22 protein-coding genes are annotated in these 22,945 nt (G+C 71.1%); 7 read left to right on the top strand and 15 right to left on the bottom strand.

Annotated elements, in window-relative coordinates:
• Positions 1-147: 147 nt before the first annotated feature.
• Positions 148-1,005: a TIGR03620 family F420-dependent LLM class oxidoreductase gene (locus ACIBO8_RS00550; protein ID WP_396112964.1), complete on the bottom strand. Its 858-nt coding sequence runs from the start codon at positions 1,003-1,005 to the stop codon at positions 148-150.
• A 61-nt stretch (positions 1,006-1,066) separates the two neighbouring features.
• Here ACIBO8_RS00550 and ACIBO8_RS00545 point away from each other — a divergent pair, with 61 nt between their 5' ends.
• Positions 1,067-1,342, top strand: coding sequence for a YciI family protein (locus ACIBO8_RS00545; RefSeq protein ID WP_396112963.1), 276 nt, complete (start codon positions 1,067-1,069; stop codon positions 1,340-1,342).
• Between the two features lie 132 nt (positions 1,343-1,474).
• Complete coding sequence (locus ACIBO8_RS00540) at positions 1,475-1,633, top strand: hypothetical protein (protein WP_396112962.1); 159 nt, start codon at positions 1,475-1,477, stop codon at positions 1,631-1,633.
• Between the two features lie 42 nt (positions 1,634-1,675).
• On the opposite strand, the gene ACIBO8_RS00535 is transcribed toward ACIBO8_RS00540, so the two are convergent.
• The 3 genes from ACIBO8_RS00535 to ACIBO8_RS00525 all read right to left on the bottom strand — a co-directional run bounded on the left by ACIBO8_RS00535 (position 1,676) and on the right by ACIBO8_RS00525 (position 3,563).
• Complete coding sequence (locus ACIBO8_RS00535; RefSeq protein WP_396112961.1) at positions 1,676-2,563, bottom strand: hypothetical protein; 888 nt, start codon at positions 2,561-2,563, stop codon at positions 1,676-1,678.
• A gap of 79 nt (positions 2,564-2,642) precedes the next feature.
• Positions 2,643-2,948 (bottom strand): SCO4225 family membrane protein, encoded by a 306-nt coding sequence (locus tag ACIBO8_RS00530; protein ID WP_396112960.1) that lies wholly within the window; start codon positions 2,946-2,948, stop codon positions 2,643-2,645.
• A gap of 48 nt (positions 2,949-2,996) precedes the next feature.
• Positions 2,997-3,563, bottom strand: coding sequence for a phosphoribosyltransferase (locus ACIBO8_RS00525; protein WP_396112959.1), 567 nt, complete (start codon positions 3,561-3,563; stop codon positions 2,997-2,999).
• Positions 3,564-3,664: 101 nt separating this feature from the next.
• Here ACIBO8_RS00525 and ACIBO8_RS00520 point away from each other — a divergent pair, with 101 nt between their 5' ends.
• On the top strand, positions 3,665-4,792 hold the full coding sequence (locus ACIBO8_RS00520; protein ID WP_396112958.1) for a PP2C family protein-serine/threonine phosphatase: 1,128 nt from the start codon (positions 3,665-3,667) through the stop codon (positions 4,790-4,792).
• Here the strand turns inward: ACIBO8_RS00520 and ACIBO8_RS00515 are convergent.
• Complete coding sequence (locus tag ACIBO8_RS00515) at positions 4,789-4,971, bottom strand: hypothetical protein (RefSeq protein WP_396112957.1); 183 nt, start codon at positions 4,969-4,971, stop codon at positions 4,789-4,791. The genes ACIBO8_RS00520 and ACIBO8_RS00515 overlap by 4 nt on opposite strands.
• Before the next feature lie 293 nt (positions 4,972-5,264).
• On the opposite strand from ACIBO8_RS00515, the gene ACIBO8_RS00510 reads away from it, so the two are divergent.
• Positions 5,265-7,121 (top strand): acyl-CoA dehydrogenase, encoded by a 1,857-nt coding sequence (locus tag ACIBO8_RS00510; RefSeq protein ID WP_396112956.1) that lies wholly within the window; start codon positions 5,265-5,267, stop codon positions 7,119-7,121.
• Positions 7,122-7,184: 63 nt separating this feature from the next.
• On the opposite strand, the gene ACIBO8_RS00505 is transcribed toward ACIBO8_RS00510, so the two are convergent.
• Positions 7,185-7,685, bottom strand: coding sequence for a SixA phosphatase family protein (locus ACIBO8_RS00505; protein ID WP_396112955.1), 501 nt, complete (start codon positions 7,683-7,685; stop codon positions 7,185-7,187).
• A 100-nt stretch (positions 7,686-7,785) separates the two neighbouring features.
• Here ACIBO8_RS00505 and ACIBO8_RS00500 point away from each other — a divergent pair, with 100 nt between their 5' ends.
• Complete coding sequence (locus ACIBO8_RS00500; protein ID WP_396112954.1) at positions 7,786-8,064, top strand: DUF6458 family protein; 279 nt, start codon at positions 7,786-7,788, stop codon at positions 8,062-8,064.
• A 39-nt stretch (positions 8,065-8,103) separates the two neighbouring features.
• Here ACIBO8_RS00500 and ACIBO8_RS00495 read toward each other — a convergent pair whose 3' ends face one another.
• On the bottom strand, positions 8,104-8,949 hold the full coding sequence (locus ACIBO8_RS00495; RefSeq protein ID WP_396112953.1) for an SDR family oxidoreductase: 846 nt from the start codon (positions 8,947-8,949) through the stop codon (positions 8,104-8,106).
• Positions 8,950-9,075: 126 nt separating this feature from the next.
• On the opposite strand from ACIBO8_RS00495, the gene ACIBO8_RS00490 reads away from it, so the two are divergent.
• A complete protein-coding gene (locus ACIBO8_RS00490) occupies positions 9,076-9,465 on the top strand; it encodes a winged helix-turn-helix transcriptional regulator (protein WP_396112952.1) in 390 nt (129 codons plus the stop codon).
• A 1-nt stretch (position 9,466) separates the two neighbouring features.
• On the opposite strand, the gene ACIBO8_RS00485 is transcribed toward ACIBO8_RS00490, so the two are convergent.
• From ACIBO8_RS00485 to pdhA, 8 genes are all read right to left on the bottom strand, one after another.
• On the bottom strand, positions 9,467-9,826 hold the full coding sequence (locus tag ACIBO8_RS00485) for an alpha/beta fold hydrolase (RefSeq protein ID WP_396112951.1): 360 nt from the start codon (positions 9,824-9,826) through the stop codon (positions 9,467-9,469).
• A 120-nt stretch (positions 9,827-9,946) separates the two neighbouring features.
• Positions 9,947-10,624: a hemolysin III family protein gene (locus tag ACIBO8_RS00480; protein WP_396112950.1), complete on the bottom strand. Its 678-nt coding sequence runs from the start codon at positions 10,622-10,624 to the stop codon at positions 9,947-9,949.
• A 64-nt stretch (positions 10,625-10,688) separates the two neighbouring features.
• Positions 10,689-12,464, bottom strand: coding sequence for an NHL domain-containing thioredoxin family protein (locus ACIBO8_RS00475; protein WP_396112949.1), 1,776 nt, complete (start codon positions 12,462-12,464; stop codon positions 10,689-10,691).
• A 501-nt stretch (positions 12,465-12,965) separates the two neighbouring features.
• Positions 12,966-16,757, bottom strand: coding sequence for a hypothetical protein (locus ACIBO8_RS00470; protein WP_396112948.1), 3,792 nt, complete (start codon positions 16,755-16,757; stop codon positions 12,966-12,968).
• A 519-nt stretch (positions 16,758-17,276) separates the two neighbouring features.
• Positions 17,277-17,414 carry a hypothetical protein gene (locus ACIBO8_RS00465; protein ID WP_396112947.1) on the bottom strand — a complete coding sequence of 46 codons (138 nt, stop codon included), beginning with the start codon at positions 17,412-17,414 and terminating at the stop codon, positions 17,277-17,279.
• A 164-nt stretch (positions 17,415-17,578) separates the two neighbouring features.
• Positions 17,579-19,060, bottom strand: a complete 1,482-nt coding sequence (locus ACIBO8_RS00460; protein ID WP_396112946.1) for a dihydrolipoamide acetyltransferase family protein — start codon at positions 19,058-19,060, stop codon at positions 17,579-17,581.
• A gap of 5 nt (positions 19,061-19,065) precedes the next feature.
• Complete coding sequence (locus ACIBO8_RS00455) at positions 19,066-20,055, bottom strand: alpha-ketoacid dehydrogenase subunit beta (protein WP_396113841.1); 990 nt, start codon at positions 20,053-20,055, stop codon at positions 19,066-19,068.
• Positions 20,052-21,191: a pyruvate dehydrogenase (acetyl-transferring) E1 component subunit alpha gene (gene pdhA, locus ACIBO8_RS00450; protein WP_396112945.1), complete on the bottom strand. Its 1,140-nt coding sequence runs from the start codon at positions 21,189-21,191 to the stop codon at positions 20,052-20,054. Before pdhA ends, ACIBO8_RS00455 begins: the two co-directional genes overlap by 4 nt.
• Before the next feature lie 413 nt (positions 21,192-21,604).
• Between pdhA and ACIBO8_RS00445 the strand changes: the two genes are divergently transcribed.
• Positions 21,605-22,939 (top strand): hypothetical protein, encoded by a 1,335-nt coding sequence (locus tag ACIBO8_RS00445; protein WP_396112944.1) that lies wholly within the window; start codon positions 21,605-21,607, stop codon positions 22,937-22,939.
• The last annotated feature ends 6 nt before the right edge of the window (positions 22,940-22,945 follow it).

Genomic DNA, 22,945 nt, shown 5'->3' with positions numbered 1-22,945 from the left:
CGCCGGTCAGGAGACGCACCCGACCGGGAATGCGCCGGCCAGGAGGCAGGCCCTACCGCGAAATCGCGGGCTCGGAGGGCGGCCGGCCGGGGAAGCCGTCGGCCGGGAATGACGAGCCGCAGGTGGGCTGCCCGGCCGGGAACCGCATCAAGCGGCCAGGAAGACTCCCGCCGCCGTACGGATCTCCGGTAGCGGCAGGTGCGGCTCCGGGTTCGCCGACAGCACCTGCAGTGCCACGTGGTCCGCTCCCGCGGTGAAGTGTTCTTCCACGCGGGCACGCACCGAGTCGTCGGAACCCCAGGCCACCAGGGTGTCCACCCACCGGTCGCTGCCGTCGCCGGCGAAGTCCTCGTTCGTCAGCCCGTACCGGAGCAGGTTCTTGGTGTAGTTGGGCAGGCCGAGATAGATCGTCGTGCCGTGGCGGCCGGCCGCGCGGGCCGCCGCCGGGTCCGTGCCCAGGAAGATCTTCTGCTCCGGGATGAGTAGTTTGCCGGGGCCGAGGATGCGGCGGGCGTCTGCGGTGTGTTCCGGCGGGACCAGGTACGGCAGGGCGCCGGCGGCCGCGGTCGACGCCAGCTCCAGCGCCTTGGGGCCCAGCGCTGCGAGGAGACGTTCCGAGGCGGGTACGTCGGGCAGCTCTTCGAGGAAGCCGCGGAGCTTGCTCAGGGGGCGTACGTATTGCTGGCCGATCGCCTCGGTCGAAGGTGCGTGGCCCATGCCGAGGCCCAGGTAGAACCGTCCCGGGTGAGCGGAGCGGAGGCGTGTGACGCTGGCCGACAGGGTGGCCGGGTCGCTGCGCCAGATGTCGACGATGCTGGTGCCCACGACGAGCCGGGTGGTCGCGGCGAGGATCGCCCCGGGCAGGGCGAGGTCGTCCGGTGGGCTGCCGCCGATCCAGATGGAGCCGTATCCCAGCGCTTCGATCTCGGCTGCCGCGTCCGCGATCGCGCTCGCTTCCGTCGGCCACGATCGCCGGCTCGTCCACAACCCGTAGCGTCCGTCCACGTTTGCGATCGTACGATTGCCCGCAGCTGTCGTGCCTGAGAGGAACACCACTGTGTACCTGATGATCTCGAAGTACCTGGCGCCGCTCGACGAGGTGGACCGGGCTCGCGACGACCACCTGGCGTTCCTGGGCGGCCTGGAGGAGCGCGGCCTGCTGGTCTCGGCGGGCCGTCAGGATCCTGCGGTCGGCGGTGTGGTGCTGCTGGGTGTCGACACCGAGGGCGAGGCGCGCGAGCTGATGGCGCAGGACCCGTACCTGCTCCGGGGCCTGGCGGAATACACGGCGATCGGCTGGACGCCCGCCCGCGGGGTGCTGGCCGGCTGGGAGCCCGCCTGAGCAAGGCCGGCCGGGACACGGCCCGGCCGAAGCCCGGCCGCGACCCAGGACCGCGTCGAGGCAGGACTCGGCCGGCGTCGTGAGCCGATCGGCTGACGACAGGGAAGTGCGCGCCGCCCTTACCCTCGGATCATGTTGATCACGACAGCTCTGGGAGTGGTCCTGCTCGCCGGCGGACTCGTGGCCGTGGCCCGGCGCCGCAGCAGTGCTCCGTCCCACCTCACACCGGGGCGTACCGATCCGGGCCCGACCGCCGGTTTCGGGCATTACGACAACAAGTCCGGCTTCTAGGAGAACCAGGCGCCCGGCCCGTGTCGTGCGTCACGGTGAGGGTCAGCCGCGGCTCAGGGTGACCGCCGTCGTGACCTTGTCGGTGACCGTGGTGCCGTAGGCCGGGTCGGTGGCCGTCGCGGTCGTGTTCACCTCGGCGCGGCCGAGCTGGAACGGGGTCGTGCCGGTCGGCGTGGCCGTGCCGGACCAGGGGATCTCGGCGTTCTTCTCGCAGTCGACCTGGGCGCTGAACGTGCCGCGAATGATGGTCTTGCGCTTCACCTGGGTGATGTCGCCGTTGATCCGGACCGGGACGTCGGCCGAGCAGGCCACCGTGCCGTGGATCGTGGCGGCGCCGTTGAGCCGGCTGAACGTGCCGTCGGAGGCCGGGGTCACGCTCAGGGTCAGTTGCTCCGGTGCGGGGTCGTTGTGGATCTGGACACGACCGCGGGCGGCGGGGTCGTCGCCCTCGCAGTGCTGCTCGAAGGTGGCGTCGAAGTCCTCGACGTAGCCCTGGGGACCGAAGGACACCTGGTCGACGACGAAGGTGCCGGTCAGCTCGTTGCAGCCGCGGCCGTCGCCGGAGACGTCCAGGCCGGGGCCTTGGCCGTTGAACGGGTAGCGGGTGGCTCCCGCGTAGGTTCCGGGGGCGATGGCCTGTCCGGCCGGTGCGGAGAAGTCGGCGGACCACCAGTCACCGTTCGCGGCGCTGATGCCGACGGAGATGACCCGGCGGTCGGACGAGCTGGTGACCGTCAGCCGGTCGCCGCGGGCGACGTCGTAGCTCCAGTCGCGGCCTTGGGAGATGTAGTCGCCGGGGTCGCCGGTCATGGTGAAGGAGCCGGAGGTGACCGGCTGGGCCTGCGCCGCCGAGGGGGCCAGGAGAGTTCCGGCGGCGGCCGCCAGCGAGGCGAACGCGAGCACGGCGGAGCGTCGTACGAGCTTGGACATGCTTCTCCCCGTAGTGATGAGTGCCGATGTGACGACTCTCAATCTAGGGGAGGGGTGTGACACTTTGGACAGTCGTTTTTCAGGCTCGCCGGGAGCGGAACCGGCCGGCCTCACCGACGATGGTGTTGATCAGCAGCGTGTTCAGCAGCATGCCCGTGACGACGCTCAGCCACAGGATCGCGATGGCGAGCCAGCCGTCGCCGAGGAGGGCGATCGGCGCGAAGATCACCGATACCGGGGCGGTCAGGCCGATCAGGTAGATGCCGGCGAACGAGGGGCCGTGGTCGCCGGTTGCGAGCTGGGCGCCGATCAGGACCGCGGCGGACACCCCGACGGCGAACAGGTAGCAGCGGGTCACCCAGTTGCCGAAGAAGAACTTTGTCATGGCGACCATCCTGGTAATCCATCGACGGCCGTTCCTGAGTAGCCCTACCTAGGCACCACCCGGTTCGCAGCTCAGATCCGCCCCGGTGAGCAGTCCGCGGATCCCGAGTTCGGCGGCGGTCGGTGGCGGGCACTCGTCCACGATCACCGCCGTGCCGACCACGGTCGCGCCCAGGCGGCCGGCGAGGGTGTGCAGGCCGCGGGTCTGGGCGCCGGTCACCGCCCAGTCGTCCACGAGCAGGATGCGGTCGCCCGTACCGATCAAGTGGGTTCGCACGCCGAGCCATTGCGCATCGCCGCGGTGATCCTCGGGTACTTCCGCCCACGTCATCGGTTCGGCGATGGGACGACGGGCGCCAGCCCGGTACGCCTCCACGAAACCCACCCCCAGCGCCCGTGCCACCAGCGGTCCGACGAGGAAGCCGGTGACCTCGGGCGAAACCACGACGGTCGGGCCGGCGGAGGGGAAGAGGGCGGCCAGGCCGGGGCCGAGCCCGTCGAGGATCTGTGGGTCTCGCCACCATCCCGAGCGGTCGCTGACCAGCAGGCCGTTGCCCGGTTCGGGCTCCGTCCAGCGGAACCGGGAGCGCAGCAGGTCACGCAGGTCGGATGCCACGCGGACATGGTGTCACCGCGGCTCGCCGGTCCGGCCACCGAGTGGACAGAACGCGCTCAGACTAGGGGTCAAGTTGATGCAGTCGCCGGTGCGGATCAGGCATGCTGTTCGGCGTACCCATGCCTAAGTTGCCGTCGGGCCGCCGCCCGCTCAGTCCTGGAAGCCGCGCCGGTCTCGGCGCGGCCCTCGTGCTGCTCGCGGCCGTGTCGGGGCTGGAGATGACGGACGGCAAGGGCGCCCACTACGTCGGGCTCTTCGCCGCGGTGCCGTTCCTCGCGGCGGTCTTCGCCTACTGGCAGGCGGTGCTCGCGGTGGGTGCGCTCGCCACGACCGTCGGCTTGATCTTCGCGACGCAGAGCGGGTCCTTCGGCTCCGTCGGCATGATCAACGTGCTCGGCATCATGCTCTCCACGAGCATCGCGGCCACCGTCGCGACGATCCGGCAGCGGCAGGCCACCCGGATCGCCGAGCTGTTGCGGCTCGCCGCGGTGGCACAGCAGGCGGTGCTGCGGCCGCTGGGCCCGCAGGTCGGTGCGCTCGCGGTCGCCGGCCGGTACATCTCGGCGTCCGCCGCCGCGGACATCGGCGGAGACCTCTACGAGGCTCTGGACACCCCGTACGGCGTGCGGATCATCATCGGGGACGTGCGGGGCAAGGGCCTCGATGCGGTACGCCTGGCCAGCATCGTCCTGGGGTCGTACCGGCACGTGGCGTACGAGCGGGCCGACCTGCGCGCCATCGTGACGGACCTGGACCGGGCCGTGGCCCGCAGCGTGGGCGACGAGGACTTCGTGACCGCGGCGCTGGTGGAGGAGCGCGGCGGCACGCTCACGATCCTCAACTGTGGACATCCGGCGCCGCTGCTGTTGCGCCGCGGGCAGGTCATCCCGCTCGAGCCGCCGGCTCCGGCGCCGCCGCTGGGCTTCATGCCCGTGGCGCAGCCCCGGGTGGAGCGGCTGGAGCCCGGCGACCGGCTGCTGCTCTTCACCGACGGCTTGGGCGAGGCCCGCCGCGACGGCGAGTTCTTCCCGACGGCCGACCGGGCGTGGCGGCTGCTGGGCCACGGCACGGTGGGCGACGGCCTGGCGTCCCTGGAGACCGCTCTGGTCGACTGGGTGCACGGGCGGCTCGAGGACGACATCGCCCTGGTGCTGCTCGAGTACGCCGGGTCCGACGGCGGTCCTCCCGTACCGATGCCGAGCTGGGAGGTCGGCGCGGCCGGCAGCTAGCCGGCCTGCGGGACCGAGTCCTCGGCTGTCTCTTCCTGTGCCGCGGTGGCCTGAGCGGGCACGACCGGGACGGCGGCGACGGCGGCCACCGTCTCGGGCTGGCGATGCCGCCCGATGTAGTTGCGGGGCTGGTCGGCCTGGCGAGGCTCGGGAATAAGGCTTTTGATCGTGGCGAACATGGAAGACCTCCCCGGGTCTGTGTACGTCCTGCGCGTACATCCCAAGCAACGACGCGGCGCACCCCTCGATACGTGTCCGCGGCGCGGCGGCTTGCAAATGTCCGAACGGCTGCCCGCTTTCCCACCCGATCGGAGACGTTTGACCCCCAAGCCGACGGACAACCGGCCGGGGCGCTCAATCCGTGTGGTCCTCGTCCGAAAGATCGGACGCGACTTGTCGGGCGCTACCGATGGGTAATACAGTGTTGGTTACTGACGGGTAACTCGCGTCCGGAGAGCGGGGCCAAGAACACATGACTCACTACAAGAGCAACCTGCGCGACCTGGAGTTCAACCTCTTCGAGGTCTTCGGGGCGGATCGTGCGTTCGGGCAGGCGCCGTTCGACGGCATCGACGCCGAGACCGCACGTGACATGCTGGCGGAGGTGAACCGGCTCGCCCGCGAGGACCTCGCGGCGAGCTACACCGACGCCGATCGCAACCCCCCGAAGTTCGACCCGGCGACTCACACCGCGCCGCTGCCCGAGTCGTTCAAGAAGTCGTACGCCTCGTTCATGGCGTCCGAGTTCTGGCGCCTCGACCTCCCGGAGGCCCTCGGCGGCACGCTCGCGCCGCGCACCCTCTGGTGGGCCATCGCCGAGCAGATCCTGGGCGCCAACGCCCCGGTGTGGATGTACTCCTCCGGTCCTTCCTTCGCGCACGTCGTGCACGTCGAGGGCACCGAGGAGCAGAAGAAGTGGGCACAGATCTTCGTCGACAAGCAGTGGGGCTCGACGATGGTGCTGACCGAGCCCGACGCGGGCTCCGACGTCGGTGCCGGCCGCACCCGGGCTATTCCGCAGCCGGACGGCTCGTGGCACATCGAGGGCGTCAAGCGCTTCATCACCTCGGGTGAGCACGACCTCAGCGACAACATCATCCACTACGTGCTCGCCCGCCCCGTGGGCGTCGAGGGCGTCGGTGGTCCGGGCACCAAGGGCCTGTCGCTGTTCATCGTGCCGAAGTTCCACTTCGACCCGGAGACGGGTGAGCTGGGCGAGCGCAACGGCGTCTACGCCACCAACGTCGAGCACAAGATGGGCCTGAAGGTCTCGAACACCTGCGAGATGACCTTCGGTGAGCACGGCACCCCGGCCAAGGGCTGGCTGCTCGGCGACGTGCACCAGGGCATCCGCCAGATGTTCATGATCATTGAGTACGCCCGCATGATGGTCGGCACGAAGGCCATCGCGACCCTGTCGACGGGCTACCTGAATGCGCTGGAGTACGCGAAGAACCGCGTCCAGGGCGCCGACCTGGTCCAGAACTCGGACAAGGCCGCCCCGCGCGTCACGATCACCCACCACCCGGACGTACGCCGCTCGCTGATGCTGCAGAAGGCGTACGCGGAGGGCCTGCGGTCCCTGGTCATCTACACCGCGACCTGGCAGGACAAGGTGGCCATCGCGGAGGCCGCGGGCGACACCGAGGGCGCCAAGGCGGCCGGCCGTGTCAACGACCTGCTGCTCCCGCTGGTCAAGGGCGTCGGCTCGGAGCGGGCGTACGAGCTGCTCGGCCACGAGTCGCTGCAGACCTTCGGCGGCTCCGGCTTCCTGCAGGACTACCCGCTCGAGCAGTACGTCCGCGACGCGAAGATCGACACCCTGTACGAGGGCACGACCGCGATCCAGAGCCTCGACCTGATCTTCCGCAAGATCGTCAAGGACCAGGGCCGCGCGCTGGCCGCGGTCGCGACCGAGATGCAGGGGTTCATCGAGAGCGAGGCCGGCAACGGTCAGCTCAAGGAGGAGCGGCTGGCGCTGGGCAAGGCGCTCGGCGAGCTCCAGGCCATCCTCGGCGTGCAGATGGGCTGGCTGCAGGCGGCTCAGGGCGGCGAGACCCGGGCGCTCTACAAGGTCGGCCTGACCTCGCGGCGCGTGCTGCTCGCCCTCGGTGACGTGGTCGTCTCCTGGCTGCTGCTGCGGGGCGCCGAGGTGTCGCTCAAGCAGCTCGGCACCGAGCTGAGCGCGTCGGACAAGGCCTTCTACGAGGGCAAGATCGCCGCGGCCCGGTTCTTCGCCCGCGAGATCCTCCCGCGGATCGGCGCCGACCGCCGGATCATCGAGAACACGACGCTCGACCTCATGGATCTGCCGGAAGAGGCGTTCTGAGCTTCGCACTCTCCTGAAGACGGAAAACCGGCGGACAAGGGCGTCCGCCGGTTTTTCGTGCGCTCAGGCCCGGGCGGTGTGCTCCGCGACGAGCGCCATCGACCCGGGCTCGGTGGCCGACCACGACGCTTCGGTCCGGTGTACGGCGATGCCGGCCGTCTTCAGGCCCTCGTACACCGCGTAGCCGTCCGGCCGGAGCAGGATGGACACATCGGAGACCGTCGGGTTGTGGCCGACGATCAGCACGATGCCGATGGAGTCGGGCACGTCGCGGAGAAGGTCGACGACCTCCGTGCGGCCGCCGGCGTACAGGCCGTCCTCGTAGCGGACCTCCGGCGCATCACCTCCACCGAGTGCCGCGGCGACGGCATCCCACGTCTGCCGCGTGCGGGTCGCCGGCGAGCAGAGCACGAGATCCGGGCGAAGATTTTCCGCAGCCAGCCAAGCACCCGCCGCGCCCGCGTCGGCCCGCCCGCGGTCGGTCAGTCGGCGCTCGAAGTCGGGCAGCTCACCGGGGGTTTCCGCCTTGGCGTGGCGGAGCAGGACGAGGGTACGTGCGCTCATGGCAAGAGCATGCCTGATTGAGCTTCCGCCCGTCTGGGTAGACACCGGATCGACGTATTGCCGCGGCTCGGAGCGGCAGCCACGAGCCAGGGAGGTCCCGATGGGCATCGGTGGAAGCATCTTTCTGTTGGCGCTGGGCGCGATCCTCGCGTTCGCCGTCAACGCGGACATCAGCGGTCTCGACATCCACATCGTCGGCTACGTGCTGATGCTGGCCGGACTCGTCGGCCTGATCATCACGGTCTGGTACTGGAACAGCCGGCGCCGGCCGACCACTGTCGTCGAGCAGCGCCCGGTGGTGCGCAACGACGGTCAGGTCGTCGAGGAGTACCACGAGACGCGGCGCCAGGCCCCGCCGCCGCCGCCGTACGGCGCGTGACCTCGAGGGGGCGCCAGGAGCGCCCCCTCAACGCACTACTCAGGCCAGGGCGGCGCGTACCGCGTCGGCGAGCGGGGTCACCGGGCGGCCGAGGAGCTTCTGCAGATCCTCGGTGCCGGTGTAGAGCGCGCCCGCGGACGCGCCCTTGTCGGAGTCGGCCAGGACGGCGGCGAACGCCTCGGGCAGTCCGACGCTCACCAGGAACTCCGTGTACTTCTCCGGGCTCAGGTCGGTGTACGTGACGTCACGGCCGGACTGGCGGGACACCTCGGCGGCCAGCTCGCCCAGCGTCACGCCTTCGCCGCCCAGCTCGTACACCTGCTGGTCGATGCCGTCCGCGACGACGGCCGCCGCCGCAGCCTCGGCGAGCTCCGCCCGGGTCGCGATGCTGATCTTCCCCTCGCCGGCCGCGCCGTAGAGGCCGTGCTCGAGCGCGCCCTTGAGGTCGTAGTTCTCCAGGTACCAGCCGTTGCGCAGGAAGACCGACGGGATGCCGGACTCGGTGAGCGCTCGCTCGGTCGCGAGGTGCTCCCCGGCGAGGATCATGCTCGAGGTGTCGGCGTGCGGCGCGCTCGTGTAAGCGATCTTGCTGATTCCGGCGTCCTTGGCGGCGGCGATGACATTGAGGTGCTGCGGCACGCGCTGCCCGACCTCGCTGCCGGAGACGAAGAGCAGCTTGTCGGCGCCGGCGAAGGCCGCCCGCAGCGACTCCGGGTCGTCGTATGAGGCCTTCCGGACGACCACACCGCGGTCGGCGAGATCCTGGATCTTCTCGACCCCGCGGCCGACCGCCACGATCTGGCCGGCGGGTACGCCGCGCCGCAGCAGCGCCTCGACGGCGAGACGGCCGAAGTTCCCGGTGGCCCCGGTGACGACGATGGTCATGGTGATCTCCTCAAGTGCTCGTTCGGGGGCCGGTCGGCCACCGTACGGGGACAACTGACCAGGTCGCAGATCACTTCCCGATAGAGAGTGAGCACCTTGAAGTGCAGTACTCACCTGAGGGATAGTGTGCAGGTGGAAGCCGACGTGTACGACCGGAACTGCCCCAGCCGCCAGGTGCTCGACCGCATCGGCGACGCCTGGAGCGTGCTGATCGTGGGCGCGCTCAAGATCGGCCCCCGGCGCTATACCGAGCTGGCGCAGCGCATCCCCGGCGTCAGCCCGAAGATGCTCACCCAGACCCTGCGTGGCCTCGAACGCGACGGGCTGGTGACCCGTACGGTCCACCCGGTCGTGCCGCCTCGCGTCGACTACGAGCTGACCCCGCTCGGGCGCAGCCTGCTCGGCCTGGTGGACGCGTTGAAGCAGTGGGCCGAGAACCATATCGCCGATGTCGTCGAGGCCCGGGACGCCTACGACGCCCGCGCCACCAGCCAATCCAGCGCGGTCGGGGCGTGATTCAGGATCGAGATGTGCCCCTCGCCGGGGCCGATCCGCAGCTGGCCGAGCCCGGCTCGACGACCTGGGAGAACCAGGCCCAGGGCCCGTCGACCATCGCCCGGTCCGCGGCCGTGAAGTCGAGATCGTCACCGGCTTCGGGGGTACGGCCATCCGCGGCCGCACGCAGGGTGCGTACCCCGGCGGACCCCATGCCGGCGAACCGGTCCAGCCCCTCGGCGTCGAACGGGACGAGCGCGGCGATCGCCACCACGCCCAGGATCCGGCCGGTCAGCTGGGCGGCGCAGGCGAGGGCGTGCGAGCTTGCACCGCAGTGGCCGGCCACGGCGAACCGTTCGAGGCCCAGCTCATCGAGATCCACCGGAGGTCCGGACGCAGCAACGGGCCGGGCGGGGTGCCGATGTTCGGCGTGCCGTGATGCCACACGACCGGAAGGCCGCCGCCCCCGGTGTCGTACGCATGCAGCGACCCGACCCGGAATTCACGCATAGAGCGCGAAGTAGATGGCGATGTGGTGGCAGATGGCGGCCACGAGGGTGCAGGCGTGGAAGAACTCGTGGTGGCCGAAGACCGTCGGCCACGGATTGGGCCGGCGCAGCGCGTAGAAGACCGCCCCGACGCTGTAGATCAAGCCACCGGTGGCGAGCAGCACGAGGTCGGCGACCCCGCCGTTGCGCATGATGTCGGGCAGGATCGCCACGGCGCCCCAGCCCAGGGCCAGATAGAGCGGCGCACCGACCCAGCGCGGCAGGTGCGGCCAGATGCTCTTGAGCGCGACCCCGCCGACCGCACCGCCCCAGATCAGGGTCAGCATGAGCGTTGCCTTGGCCGAGTCGAGCAGCAGGACGCAGAACGGCGTGTAGGTGCCGGCGATGAAGATGAAGATCATCGAATGATCCAGCCGCCGCATCACCTGGTAGCCACGCTCACCCCAGACCCGCCGGTGATACAGCGCGCTGATCCCGAACAGCCCGCACACCGTCAGGCTGTAGATCAAACAGCTGAGCAGCGGCCAGACCCCGGGACGTGAGGCGGCGATCGAGCAGAGGACGACGCCGCAGACGAGCGCGACGAAGAACGCGTACTGGTGCAACCGGCCGCGCAGCCGCGGCTTGCCGAGATCGGCAGGCTTCATCCGGAACGGGGTCGAGGTCGTCACGATCTCCAGGTTACGGCACCGTAGGTTACTGCCAGGTAGTGAAGCCTCTCACGGATGAGGAAGCTCAGGCGTCGAGCCCCCGCAGGATCAGCGGCAGGCGGTCGGGCCCGGCCGGGTCGATCACGACCGGCACACCCCAGTCCTGGCGGGTGAGATGGCACGCCGCGTGTTCCACATCCGCGTCGCACGTGGCGGCCTGCGCGACAACCTGCAAAATCCCCTTGGGTACGGCCGGGTTCAGCACCAGCCGCCGCGACAGGTCGGTGCCGGTCCCCTCACCCTCCAGCAGCAGCTCGGGCGGCGCGGCGGAGACGACGAGCCGCGTCGACGGGCCGTACGTGGTGTCGAGTTTCTGACCAGGCGCAGGCGTGAACACCACGTCGAGGGTCACGTCGCCCGGCGCGAGCAGCGAGGGCGGACGCTCGGTGCGGTGCCGCTCGCCCTCGACGGTCGTGACCGCACCCGGCGCCAACCGTACGAGACGATGCGCGCCGGACTCGACCACGAACACGTCGCCCGTGCCGGTCAGCAGGACGTCGCTCGGCTCGGCCAGGCCCGAGTCCACCGTGGACACGTCACCGGATTCGGGGTCGTAGCGGCGCACGGCACCGTTGTAGGTGTCCGCGACCAGCACCGAACCGTCCGGCAGCGCGCTCACGCCCAGCGGGTGCTGCAGCAACGCCTCCTTGCCCGAACCGTCGACATGGCCGAAATCGAAGAGCCCCTGACCGACCGCGGTGTGCATCTCCCCATTCTCGATCCAGCGCAGCGCTGAGGTTTCGCTGTCCACAATCCACAGCTTTTCCCCGTACGCGGAAAGCCCTGAAGGTTGAGCCATCCACACATCCGGAATCGGGCCGTCCCGCAGGGATTCGACGGTCGTGCCGGCGTAGACGCCCGTGGTGCCGCGCTCCGGGTCGAACCACCACAACTGGTGGATGCCGGCCATGGCGATGATGACGCGGCCCTCGAACCAGGCGACGTCCCACGGCGACGAGAGCGAGACCCCGTCGTCGTCCGCGGACCGCCACGGCCGACCGGTCCCGGCGAGCGTCGTGACCTCGCCGGACTCCAGGTCGAAGCCCCGCAGCAGGTGGTTCACGGTGTCGGCGACGACGACGGTGCGGTTGTCGGGCAGCAGGCACAGACCCTGGGGCTCCGAGAAGGTCGCGGCGTCGGCGGGCCCGTCCGCGCGGCCCCGCTGCCCGGTGCCGATCCGGCGGACCAGGATCTCGCCGTCCGGGGTCAGCTCGGCGAGCGAATGCCGCGCCGAATCCGAGACCAGCAGATTGCCGCTGGGCAGCTCGATGGCCTTGCCGGGGAAGCGCAGCAGCGTGTCATCGGCGGGCGGCGCCACGTACGGACCGTCACCCCGGTGCAGGGTGCCCTTTGCTCCGTGCGTAGCGATCAGCTCGTCGAGCAGCCGGGACAGCCCCTCGGCGTGACCCTCACCGGCCATGGAGGCGACGACGTAGCCCTCCGGGTCGATGACGCTCAGCGTGGGCCAGGCCTTGGCGGCGTACTGCTGCCACATGACCATGTCGGCGTCGTCGAGGACGGGGTGGTGCACGCCGTACCGCTCGACCGCGGCGGCGAGGGCCTCGGGGTCACGTTCGTGCTCGAACTTCGGGGAGTGCACGCCGATGACGACGAGGGCGTCGCCGTACTTCTCCTCGAGCGGCCGCAGCTCGTCGAGGACGTGCAGACAGTTGATGCAGCAGAACGTCCAGAAGTCGAGCACCAACAGTCGACCTCGAAGGTCGGCGAGCTTGAGCTCCTTGCCGCCAGTGTTCAACCAGGCCCGGCCCCGCAGCTCGGGCGCCCGCACGCGTGCAGTCATGCGCCAATATTGCCTGGAAGACGGCGGACTGCGGGGCATCAGGAACGAGGCGCTGATCACTGCTGAGTGATCCAGTCGATGCGCAGGCGCGTTTGTGGATCGAACCGCTTGCCTCGCTGACCACGGGACACCCATACCTCGCGTATGGCCAGGCCGAGCCAAGAACGCCGCTGGGCGGTCGAAGCCGTAGCCCAGGCGGAACGGCGCATGATCGATGTGAGGGGCGGGTACGTGTCCTGAGCCGGCACAGAGCTTTCGGCCAGCGCCTGATGCAACTCGCGCAATCGGGCTGGGGAGCAGGCGGCTTGACTTTCCGTCCGCTTGATCTCATCCAGGAGGACGTGACGCCGAGCGCAAACGTCCGGCCCGGAACTCGGGAGCCCGTACGCGCGCACTCATGAGGCCATCGTGCCTGACGATCTTCGCCGGATCGGGCCGGGGTGACCGACGCCTCTCCGCTCGCGGTTCCCTTCCGCGCCGGGCCGGAACCCGGCGCGGAAATCAGCCGCGCTGCTTCAGGCAGAGCACCTTGGTCTTGTTGTCCCCGGTCGGGTTCAGCACGTACGGCTGGCCCGGGTCCGTGCACTGCTCCTTCGCGTCGACGATCGACGTCACCTCGTAAGAGCCGGGATCACCGCACTTCGCGGTCACCGCCTCGGCTCCGTCCCGCTTGACGCAGTCGCCGATGCTCACGGAGAAGCCACCGTCATCCGAACCACGGGCGATCAGCCACGTGATGCCGAACGTCAACCCGACCAGCAGACCTGCGCCGAGGATGACGCCAAGGAGCACCGGCAGCATCCGTACATGTGGCGTCTCGGACTTGGCCGGCTCGGCGGCCGGCGTCGTCTCGGGCTTGAACGACTGCTCGGGGCTGCCCGGCCAGCTCGCCGTCTGCTCGGGATCGGGGGGGGGTGCGACCGTGGCACGGCTCGCCGGGCCGGGGAAGACGCCGCCCATCCGCGGTCGCTCACCGAAGGGCTGGGTGGCGTCGGGCGCCGGCGGGAAGCCGTTTTCCAGCGGTGGTGCGGCGTGCATGGCCGGGAGGGCGGGAGCGGGCACGTACGGCTGGTCCTGCCCTTGGCCGCGACCCGCGACGTCGGTGGTGTGCTCGGCGTAGTCCGGGGGTGTGGTGCGGGCCGACGGGTTGCCCGGGACGTGGCCGTAGTGGCCGGGTCCGGCTGGGCTCCCGGGGAACGGGCCGGGCTGACCCGCCGGGCCGCCGGAGATCGGGCCGGGGTGGCCTGCGGGGCCGCCGGAGATCGGGCCGGGGTGGCCTGCGGGGCTGCTGGGGGCCGGGCCGTAGTGGCCGGGCCGCCCCGGACCACCGGAGACGGGGCCGGGCTGGCCTGCCGGGCCGCCGGAGATCGGGCCGGGGTGACTTGCGGGGCTGCTGGGGACAGGGCCCGACTGGCCAGGTTGCCCCGGTCGGCCCCGACCCGCGATGTCGGTGGTGAACTCGCTGAACGCCGCGGGGTCCGGGCCGTCCCCGCCGTCGAGGGGCTGTGGTGCGGGCGAGCCGGGCGCCGGAGTGAACGGCTGGCCTGGAGGCGCCACGCGGGCGCTGGCCGTCGCGCGGCCCGAGACCCGTCCGGACGGGTCGGCGCCGCCGGACGTCGGCGCGGACCCGAACGGACCAGCTGCCGCACCGAACGCCGAGTCGGCGGGTGGTGCGCTCTCGGGCCGGCCGGATGCCGGGGTGCCGTACGTTCCGGGCCGGCTGGGCGGTGGGCCGAAGCGGTCCTGGGCGGGCTGCTCGTCGAACCGGCCCTCGGCGTCGTCGCCGTCCGGCGTCTCGCCGAAGCCGCCGCTCACCGGGCGCGAGCCGGCGGCCGCAGGGGAGGAACCAGTGCCGGACGTCGGCCGGGGACCGAACAGATGCTGCTCACCAGAAGCGTCCGAACCGGACGGCGACCCGTAGACGCGCTGCCCGTCGGGTGCGCCGCCCTCGGTCCGCTGGCCGTAGACCCGTCGGTCACCGGGCCCGTCGGAGTCGGTACCCGAACCGAAGGGAAGCTGCTCGTCCAGTGCGTCGGAGTCGGTGCGCCGGCCGAAGGGACCTTGGTCCTCGGACGCGTCGGCGCCGGTGCGCTGTCCGTAGAGGCGCTGGTCGTCGGCGTCGGTGCGTTGGCCGAAGGGACCCGGGTCGTCGGTGGCGTCCGGGCGTTGGCCGAACGGAACCTGGGACGCCGAAGAGGTGCCCGGGCGAGCGGCGAATGCACCGGAGGCCGGTGCGCTGCCGAAGCCGCCCGATGTGGGGGCGCTCCCGAAGCCGGAGGAAGCCGGTGCGCTACCGAACCCACCCGACGTCGGGGCGGCGCCGAACGGCGTGCCGCCGGGGCGTTCCTCGCCGCCGTCGAAGGGTGAGCTCGGACGGGCGCCGTCCTCGTCCTGTTCGGGCGCGGCGGGACGGCCGTAGACGCGGGATTGCGGCGCCGGTGACGGCGGCGGGACCTCCTCGGCGTCCATCGGGGCGACGCGGCTCGCCACCGGTACGGAGGCGCTGGCCGACACCGGCCGGGCGGAACCCTTGACCGGAGCGGCACGGTCGATGCCCGGATCGGGCTGCTCGGCGGCATCGCGGGGCTGCGGTACTGCTGCCGGGCTTCGCGGCTCGGTGGCGACAGGTGCCCCGCCGGTGCTCAGGGCTGCGCCCGGCACTCGCTGCGGGTATCCCTGGCCACCGCTGCCAGGCCGGTCGTCGCGGCCGCCTTGGCCGTCCGGGCTTCCGAAGGAGCCGCCATCGCGACTACCGAATGCACCTCCGTCACGGCTGCCGAATGCGCCTTCGTCACGGCTGCCGAATGCACCTTCGTCACGGCTGCCGAACGAACCCTCGTCACGGCTGCCCGAGGAAGCTGCCTCGCGGTCGCCGAAGGGGCGCGCGTCGGCCGGGTCGCCGAAGGCGCCGGAATGGTCGCGGTTGTCGACCAGGTCGGACTCCGGAGCGGTCGATCCGGCGGACGGGGCGTTGAGGTCGGCCGCGGCGGGATCGTTGCGGCTCGTGAAGGCGGCCGCGTCCTTGCGGCCGGCGAAGCTGCCGGTGTCGCCCGACGACGAGCCGCGGAGCGGGAAGCTTGCGCCTTCAGGGGCCTGGCCGCGTACGGGGAAGCCACTGTCCGGGGCACCGCCACGGGTGGGACCGTTCGCGACGGGCGGGCCGTCCGGCAGATCGGTCAACGTGGCGCCGGGTACGCGGACGCGCTGGTCGCCGAAGGCCGACACCCCGGGAGGACGGCCGGACGACTGCTGGTCGGCGGGTGCGTCGGCGGCGCGCTCGAACGGGATGCGGCGGGGGCTCTCGGGCTGCTGCGGCGTACGGACCGGGGTGAAGCCGTTGAACTCGCCCACCGGACCGGAGAGCGGCCCGCCGGCGACGCCCGGTGAGCGCTGCGGGAGCTGGCCACCGGAGGCCTGCCGGAACGGCTGCGGCTCGAACGGGCTGCTCTCGGTGGACGGCTTTGCGGGTGGCGGCGGGGCCCAGGCCGAGGACGGGGGTTCCTCCTGCCGTGACTGTCCCGGACCGGCCGTGGCCTGGGCGGCGCCACCGAGGTCCGAGGGCTGGCGGGAGGGCAGAGGTTCGCGGGTGGGCAACGCGGAGCCGTCGCGCGAGGGCAGGGGGGAAGCGCCGCGCGAGGGCAGACCAGGAGCGCTCGGCGGGAACTGCTCGGCCGGACCGGACGGCGGACTCGCGGGCTGCGGCGGCGAGCCCAGCGAGGGTCCGGAGGCATAGGGGTTCGCCGAACCGAAGGAGGAACCGGCCGGCTGTGCGGGACGCGGCGCGGAGCCGGCAGGACCAGGGAGCGGGGAGTCGGCGCCGCCGGGACCGGGCGGCCGGGCGTCAAAGGCGGGCGGCCGGGCGTCGGGGCCGGGAGGCCGGGTGTCAGGGCCGGCGAGTCCGGGCGGGAAGGCCGCGGGCGGCGTGCCGGGACCGGGCGGGAAACCTGGCGGGGGCGTCCCGGGCCCGTCCTGGGAAGGAACGCGGGCCGATCCGGCCGAGGAGAACTTCGCGGCCCCGGGGCCGAAAGCGGGGCCCGGGCCCTGCCCGGCGGGCGGCACCGCCGGCACCACGAACGGCGAGCCGCCGTTGGGGGTCGATGGGGGCGGCGGGGCGTACGCGCTCGGGAACGAATCCTGGGCGTGGGGGTACGACGGACCGCGGTCGGACGGGCGGGGGCCGTCCGTGTCGGGCGGGAATGCGTCCAGCGGGAAGCCGTCGGTGCCGAACGGCTCGGCTCCGCCGCCCGACGTGGCCCCCGGCTGGTGGCCGGCTTGCTGGCCCTCGGACGTCATATCCGCCTCCTCCATGGCTGTCGGCCGTGCCAGCTTATGCACGGACGCGGCCGACCTTGCAGAGCTGGGCGTGACCCTGGTCACTACGCCCGGCCGGCCGAGCCGGGGCGGTGACCGTGCCCAACCGTACCGGTCGAGGCCGACTGTCGGAATCCCGGTGTACGCCGTCCGGAGCGGGCGACCGAGCGCGAAACCACCGAACGTGATCATGCCCACGGTGGCCGGGCGCAGCCGTCTCGGCCGGCAGGACAGGGCGATTCAAGCCGAGCGGGACGAATCGAGCTAGGCGGGTGAAAGCGGCTCGGGCCGGCTGAATAAGGCAGCGCCGCACCATCCGCGCGGGGTTCCCGAGCGAGGCAGGGGGCACGAGCAACGAGCCGGCGAAGCAAGCAGGAGGACCCAAGCAGCCGGCCGGGACACGACGAGGCCCCGACCTGTGCACCGGTCGGGGCCTCGGGTGCCGCGTCGATCGGGAGGCGATCAGAAGACGCGGGCGGTAGGACGTTGCCGTCCCTCGGATCAGAAGACGCGCTGCTGCGAGAAGATCGCGATCTCGTTGCGCATGGACTGCGTCGGGGCGGCATTCAACGCGCGCTCGATGGCGCGGGCTTCGCGCTTGGCGTGCCGGCGGGCCCGAATGCGGTCGATGGTGCTCATTTCTGCTCACTCCCCTGGCCTTGTGGGCCTTCGTCTCGTTGTGCCTGTGTTTCGGCGCTGCATCTATTGAACCGCGCCGGAACACAGGCTGCCAACGATCTAGGGGGTGACGTCGCTTACCTGCCTAATAATCTAAGGTTCGGTAAGCCTCCTGCCGATGAAAGCTACGTCCAGGAGAGTAGCGCTCCCTCGGGGTCCTCGAGGAAGGCGCCGATGTCGCGCAGGAACTTGGAGCCCAGTTCGCCGTCCACGATGCGGTGGTCGAACGAGAGGCCCAGGGTGGTGACCTGGCGAACCTTGATCTTTCCCTTGTGGACCCACGGCATCGGGCGGATCGCCCCGAATGCCAGGATTGCGGACTCGCCGGGCGGCAGGATGGGCGTACCCGTGTCGACGCCGAACACGCCGACATTGGTGATGGAGAAGGTCCCACCGGACATGTCGGACGGTGGCGTCTTGCCGGACTTCGCGACCTGCACCAGACCGTTCAAAGCGTCGGCCAGTTCCCGCAGGGTGAGCCGGCCGGCGTCCTTGATGTTCGGGACGATCAGGCCGCGCTCGGTCGCCGCCGCGATCCCCAGGTTCACGTAGTCCTTGACCACGATCTCGTTCGTCGCGCCCGACCAGGTCGAGTTGACCATCGGGTGACGCTTGATCGCGAGGAGTACGGCCTTGGCGACCAACAGCAGCGGGGAGACCCGTACGTCGCGGAACTCCGGCCGGGTCTTGAGCCGCTCGAGCGACTTCATGGACCGCGTGACGTCGACGGTGAGGAACTCGGTGACGTGCGGCGCGGTGAACGCCGACGCGACCATGTTCTCGGCGGTCAGCTTCCGGACGCCCTTGATCGGGATCCGCTGCTCGCGCGAGGCGTCGAAGACAGCCGCCGCCGTGCCGTTGACCGCAGGGGCCTGGGCAGGAGCCGGGGCCAGGGCGGCCGCGGCGGCCTGCTGCACGTCGTCCCGGGTCACCGAGCCGAGCGGGCCGCTGCCGACCAGCGAGTGCAGGTCGACACCGAGGTCCTTGGCCAGCTTCCGCACCGGCGGCTTGGCAAGAACAGGCCCACCGGCCCGAACAGCCGAAGGACCCGCCGGCGCCGGCGATGCCACAGGAGCGGGAGCCGGCGCAGGAGTGGCGACAGCCGCCGGAGGCGGGGTGGCCGGTGCCGCGGTCGGCGACGCTGTGGGCGTACCGATGCGGGCGCGGCGCTTGGCAGCCACCGTGCGCGGGCCGTATCCGACCAGCACAGCCGTGCGGCCACCCGGAGCCGGACCACCGATCAGGCCGGGCTCGACCGCGCCCTCCGCGGGCGCGACCTCCACCGCGGCGAGCGACTCGGCCGACGGAGCCGGCAGATCCGGCCCGGCCGAATCCCCGTCCTCCGGCAGCGGGCCGGCCGACGGGTCGGTGTCGATCGCGACGATCGGCGCGCCGACCTCCACCGTCGTGCCGGCCTCGTGGAAGATCCGGGTCACGACACCCGCCCACTTCGCGGGGATCTCGACCGCGGCCTTCGCCGTCTCCACCTCGACGATCGGCTGGTTCAGCTCGATCGTGTCGCCGACCTTGACCAGCCACGCGAGGATCTCGCCCTCGGTCAGGCCCTCGCCGAGGTCGGGCAGGGTGAACTCCTTGATCCGCGACATCCGCGTCACCAGCCGAACGCGCGGTCGACGGCGTCCAGGACCCGGTCCAGGTCCGGGAGGTACTCCTCCTCGACGCGGGCCGCCGGGTAGGGCACGTCGAAGCCCGTCACCCGCAGGACCGGCGCCTCCAGGGAGTAGAAGCACTCCTCGGTGATCCGGGCGGCGAGTTCCGCGCCCATGCCCAGGTTGCCGGGGGCCTCGTGGACGATCACGGCGCGGCCCGTCTTGCGGATCGAGTCGTAGACCGGGCCGAGGTCCAGCGGGGAGAGCGTGCGCAGGTCGATGACCTCGAGGTTGCGGCCGTCCTCCTGCGCCGCCGTCGCGGCGTCGAGCGCCACGCGGACCATCGGGCCGTAGGCGATCACGGTCGCGTCGGTGCCCTCGCGGGCCACGCGGGAGGCGTGCAGCGGGTACGCCGTCGACAGGTCGAGGTCCAGATCGACCTCGCCCTTCTCCCAGTAGCGGCGCTTCGGCTCGAAGAAGACGATCGGGTCGTCCGAGGCGATCGACTGCTGGATCATCGCGTACGCGTCGGCCGGGTTCGAGCACGTCACGACCTTGAGGCCGGGGGTGTGCGCGAAGTACGCCTCGGGCGACTCGGAGTGGTGCTCGACCGCGCCGATGCCGCCGCCGTACGGGATGCGGATGACGATCGGGATGCGTACGTTGCCCAGCGAGCGGTAGTACATCTTCGCGACCTGGGCGACGATCTGGTTGTACGCCGGGAACACGAACCCGTCGAACTGGATCTCGCACACCGGCCGGTAGCCGCGGATGGCGAGGCCGACCGCGGTGCCGACGATGCCGGCCTCGGCGAGCGGGGTGTCGATGACCCGGTCCTCGCCGAAGTCCTTCTGCAGGCCGTCGGTGATGCGGAAGACGCCGCCGAGCTTGCCGACGTCCTCGCCCATGATGACGACCTTGGAGTCGTTCTCGAGGGCGCGGCGCAGGCCGTGGTTCAGGGCCTTGCCAAGGGTGATCGTCTCGGGCATCAGTGGGCGCTCCCCTCGAACGAGGCCTGGTAGTCGGCGAACTGCTTGCGCTGCGCGTCGACCTCGGGCGAGCCGTTGGGGTAGACGTTGTCGAACAGGGTGACCGGCTGCGGGTCCGGCATGGCCAGGACGCGTTCGCGCAGGTCGAGGGCGAGCTTGCGGGCGCTGTCGTCGACCTCGCCGAAGAACGTGTCGTCGGCCAGCTGCTGCTTGGTCAGGAACGCTTTCAGCCGGCTGATCGGGTCCTTAGCCTTCCAGGACTCGACCTCGCTGGCGATGCGGTAGCGCGTCGGGTCGTCGGAGCTGGTGTGCGCGCCCATCCGGTAGGTGTAGGCCTCGATCAGCGTCGGGCCCTGCCCGTTGCGCGCGTTGTCCAGCGCTGCCCGGGTCACCGCGAAGGTGGCCAGGACGTCGTTGCCGTCGATACGGACGCCGGGGAACCCGAATCCGGAGGCGCGCCGGTAGAGCGGGATGCGCGTCTGGCGCTCGAGCGGCTCGGAGATCGCGTACTGGTTGTTCTGGCAGAAGAACACGATCGGCGCGTTGAAGACGCCGGACCAGACGAACGACTCGTTGACCTCGCCCTGGCTGGTGGCGCCGTCGCCGAAGTACGCGATGACCGCCTCGCCGTCCGGGCTGCCCGTCTTGCCGTCCATCGTCACGCCCATGGCGTAGCCGGTCGCGTGCAGCGTCTGCGAGCCGATGACGATCGTGTAGCCGTTGAACTTGTACTTGTTCGCGTCCCAGCCGCCCTGGTCGACGCCCCGGAACAGGCCGAACGGCATGATCGGGTCGATCCCGCGGGTGTAGAGCACGCCGTGCTCGCGGTACGTCGGGAACGCCATGTCCTGGGGCCGCAGGGCGCGCCCCGAGCCGACCTGTGCCGCCTCCTGACCGAGCAGGCTGGCCCAGATGCCGAGCTCGCCCTGCCGCTGCAGGGCGGTCGCCTCGGCGTCCAGGCGCCGGACCGTGACGAGGTCCCTGTACAGCTCGCGGTACTCGTCGTCGGTGAAGTCGACCGAATACGTCACGCCTTCCGGCGTGGTGACGCTGTCGACGTGCTCACCGTCGGGGGTCAGCAGTTGAACGAAGCCGCCGGCCGGGGCGTCCACCCCGCCGTGGCTTTCGTCGTTCGCCATCCGTGTCTCCCTGTTCATCTCTGCGCCCACGGCGGGTGTTGCCCGTCCGCGCGGCTGACCGCTGGTGCGCCGCGCCTGGCCCGGGTGAGGTTGCCGCGCGGTCCTTCGGTGGGGTTGCAGACCCCGCCGGGGAGTGACGACCCCCACCGCACCCCGCTTGGTACGCAGGCCAACGGCGGCGGTGCCGTCGCCACCATCCTCGCAGAGAACGTGAGTGGCGCCACAGGTCAGGTCGATCACAGATCCAAAATATTGCTGGCGCATCGGTGCCCGTTTTTGTCCGTATAAGAGGTTTTCGTACCCTCACTTCCGTCTGAACGGACGATGGGCGCCGCTGCGAAAAGCCCTATGCGTCGTTCCCCACTGCAGCCGACGGATCCATCGGGATCTCGACTCTGGGGAGGGTTCCGGCAGTGTCGCAGCAGCCGAACGACGACGGGCTCGTGCCACCGATCAAGGTGTTGCGCAAGCGCCTCAACGGCGTCTACAGCGCGGAGGGGCTAACCGGACCCACCCGGCGTTATGTGCTGCTCGTGGTGATGCTCGTCGGCCTGGCGTCGCTGCCGACCCTCGCGGCGATCACGGCGGGCTCGAACGAACTCGCGGACGGCGGGTCGACCGTCACGGACGTCCCGTTCATTCCGCCGGCCTCCAGCGGCCCGGTGCGGATCCCGCCGTCGTCGGCCGGCACGGATTCGCCGGGGCCACCGATCCAGGGACAGGCCCAGAACCGAAAGACCCGACCTTCCGGGTACGCGGGGAGCACCCGTCACCGGTCGGCCGAGGGTGAGGGAACGCACCGCCGCGGCCTACCGGCGGGCTGGGCCGCGAAGCCCGGTAAGTCGCACCGGCCTCTCCATAGGGACGAATCGGACGAAGGGGCAGGGGGATCCGGACCAGGCGTCGGAGGCAGCGATCCGGACACGGGTGACGACGGCCGTGGTGTCGACCAGGAGAACGACGGCGACGATCCGCAGAATGCCGACGGCGGCGATTCCCAGGGCGATGACGGAAACGGTTCCCAGGGCGATGACGGGAACGATTCGCAGGGCGGTGCCGACGGCGGCTCGGACAGCGATGGCGACGACTCACAGGGCGACGACGACGGCTGGCAGAACGACGACGGCTGGGGACGCGACGACGACTCCGGCGATCAGGACCAGGACCAGGACCAAGATCAAGGTCAAGATCCCCAGGATCCGGATGACGATCCGGATTTGCCGCCGGTGGAGCCGGTCCGCCCGCCGTGGTGCGCCGACCGCTCCCAGTGCTCCTCGCGGCCGTCCCACCACCACCGCCCCGACAGGTCCCCCCACAAGCAGTGCGAGGACGCCAACCACCGCGCGCACTGGTCGCACCACCAGGAAGGACGGCGGCGCATCGTCACCGTCCACATCGAGCCCACCGGCCGGCACGGCCGCCGGTCGACCGTCACGGAAACGCGGCGCGCGGAGCAGCCGAAGCGCCTCAAGAAGATCGTCAGTCACCGCTGGGCCGCGCCGGCCCGGTCCGACACCAGCCGGAGGTCCGCCATGGCCGAACGCCCGCAGAACGTCAAGTCGGCCGCCGACGCCGACCGTACGCACAACAGCCACCGCCACCACCGGACGGCGGACGCGCGGGCCTACCGGGGCAGCCACCGCGCCGAGAGCATGCACCGGACCGGTGGCAGCTACAACGCCGCCCTGCAGCGCAGCTCGCGACCGGGCCGGCACCACGCCGACCCGGACCACACCAACCGGTGGTGAACGCCG

Origin of the sequence: Actinoplanes sp. NPDC049681, assembly GCF_044465265.1 — a bacterium.
Lineage (GTDB): Bacteria > Actinomycetota > Actinomycetes > Mycobacteriales > Micromonosporaceae > Actinoplanes.
The sequence above is the reverse complement of the archived record's forward strand: the minus strand, read 5'-3'. Positions and strand labels throughout refer to the sequence as shown.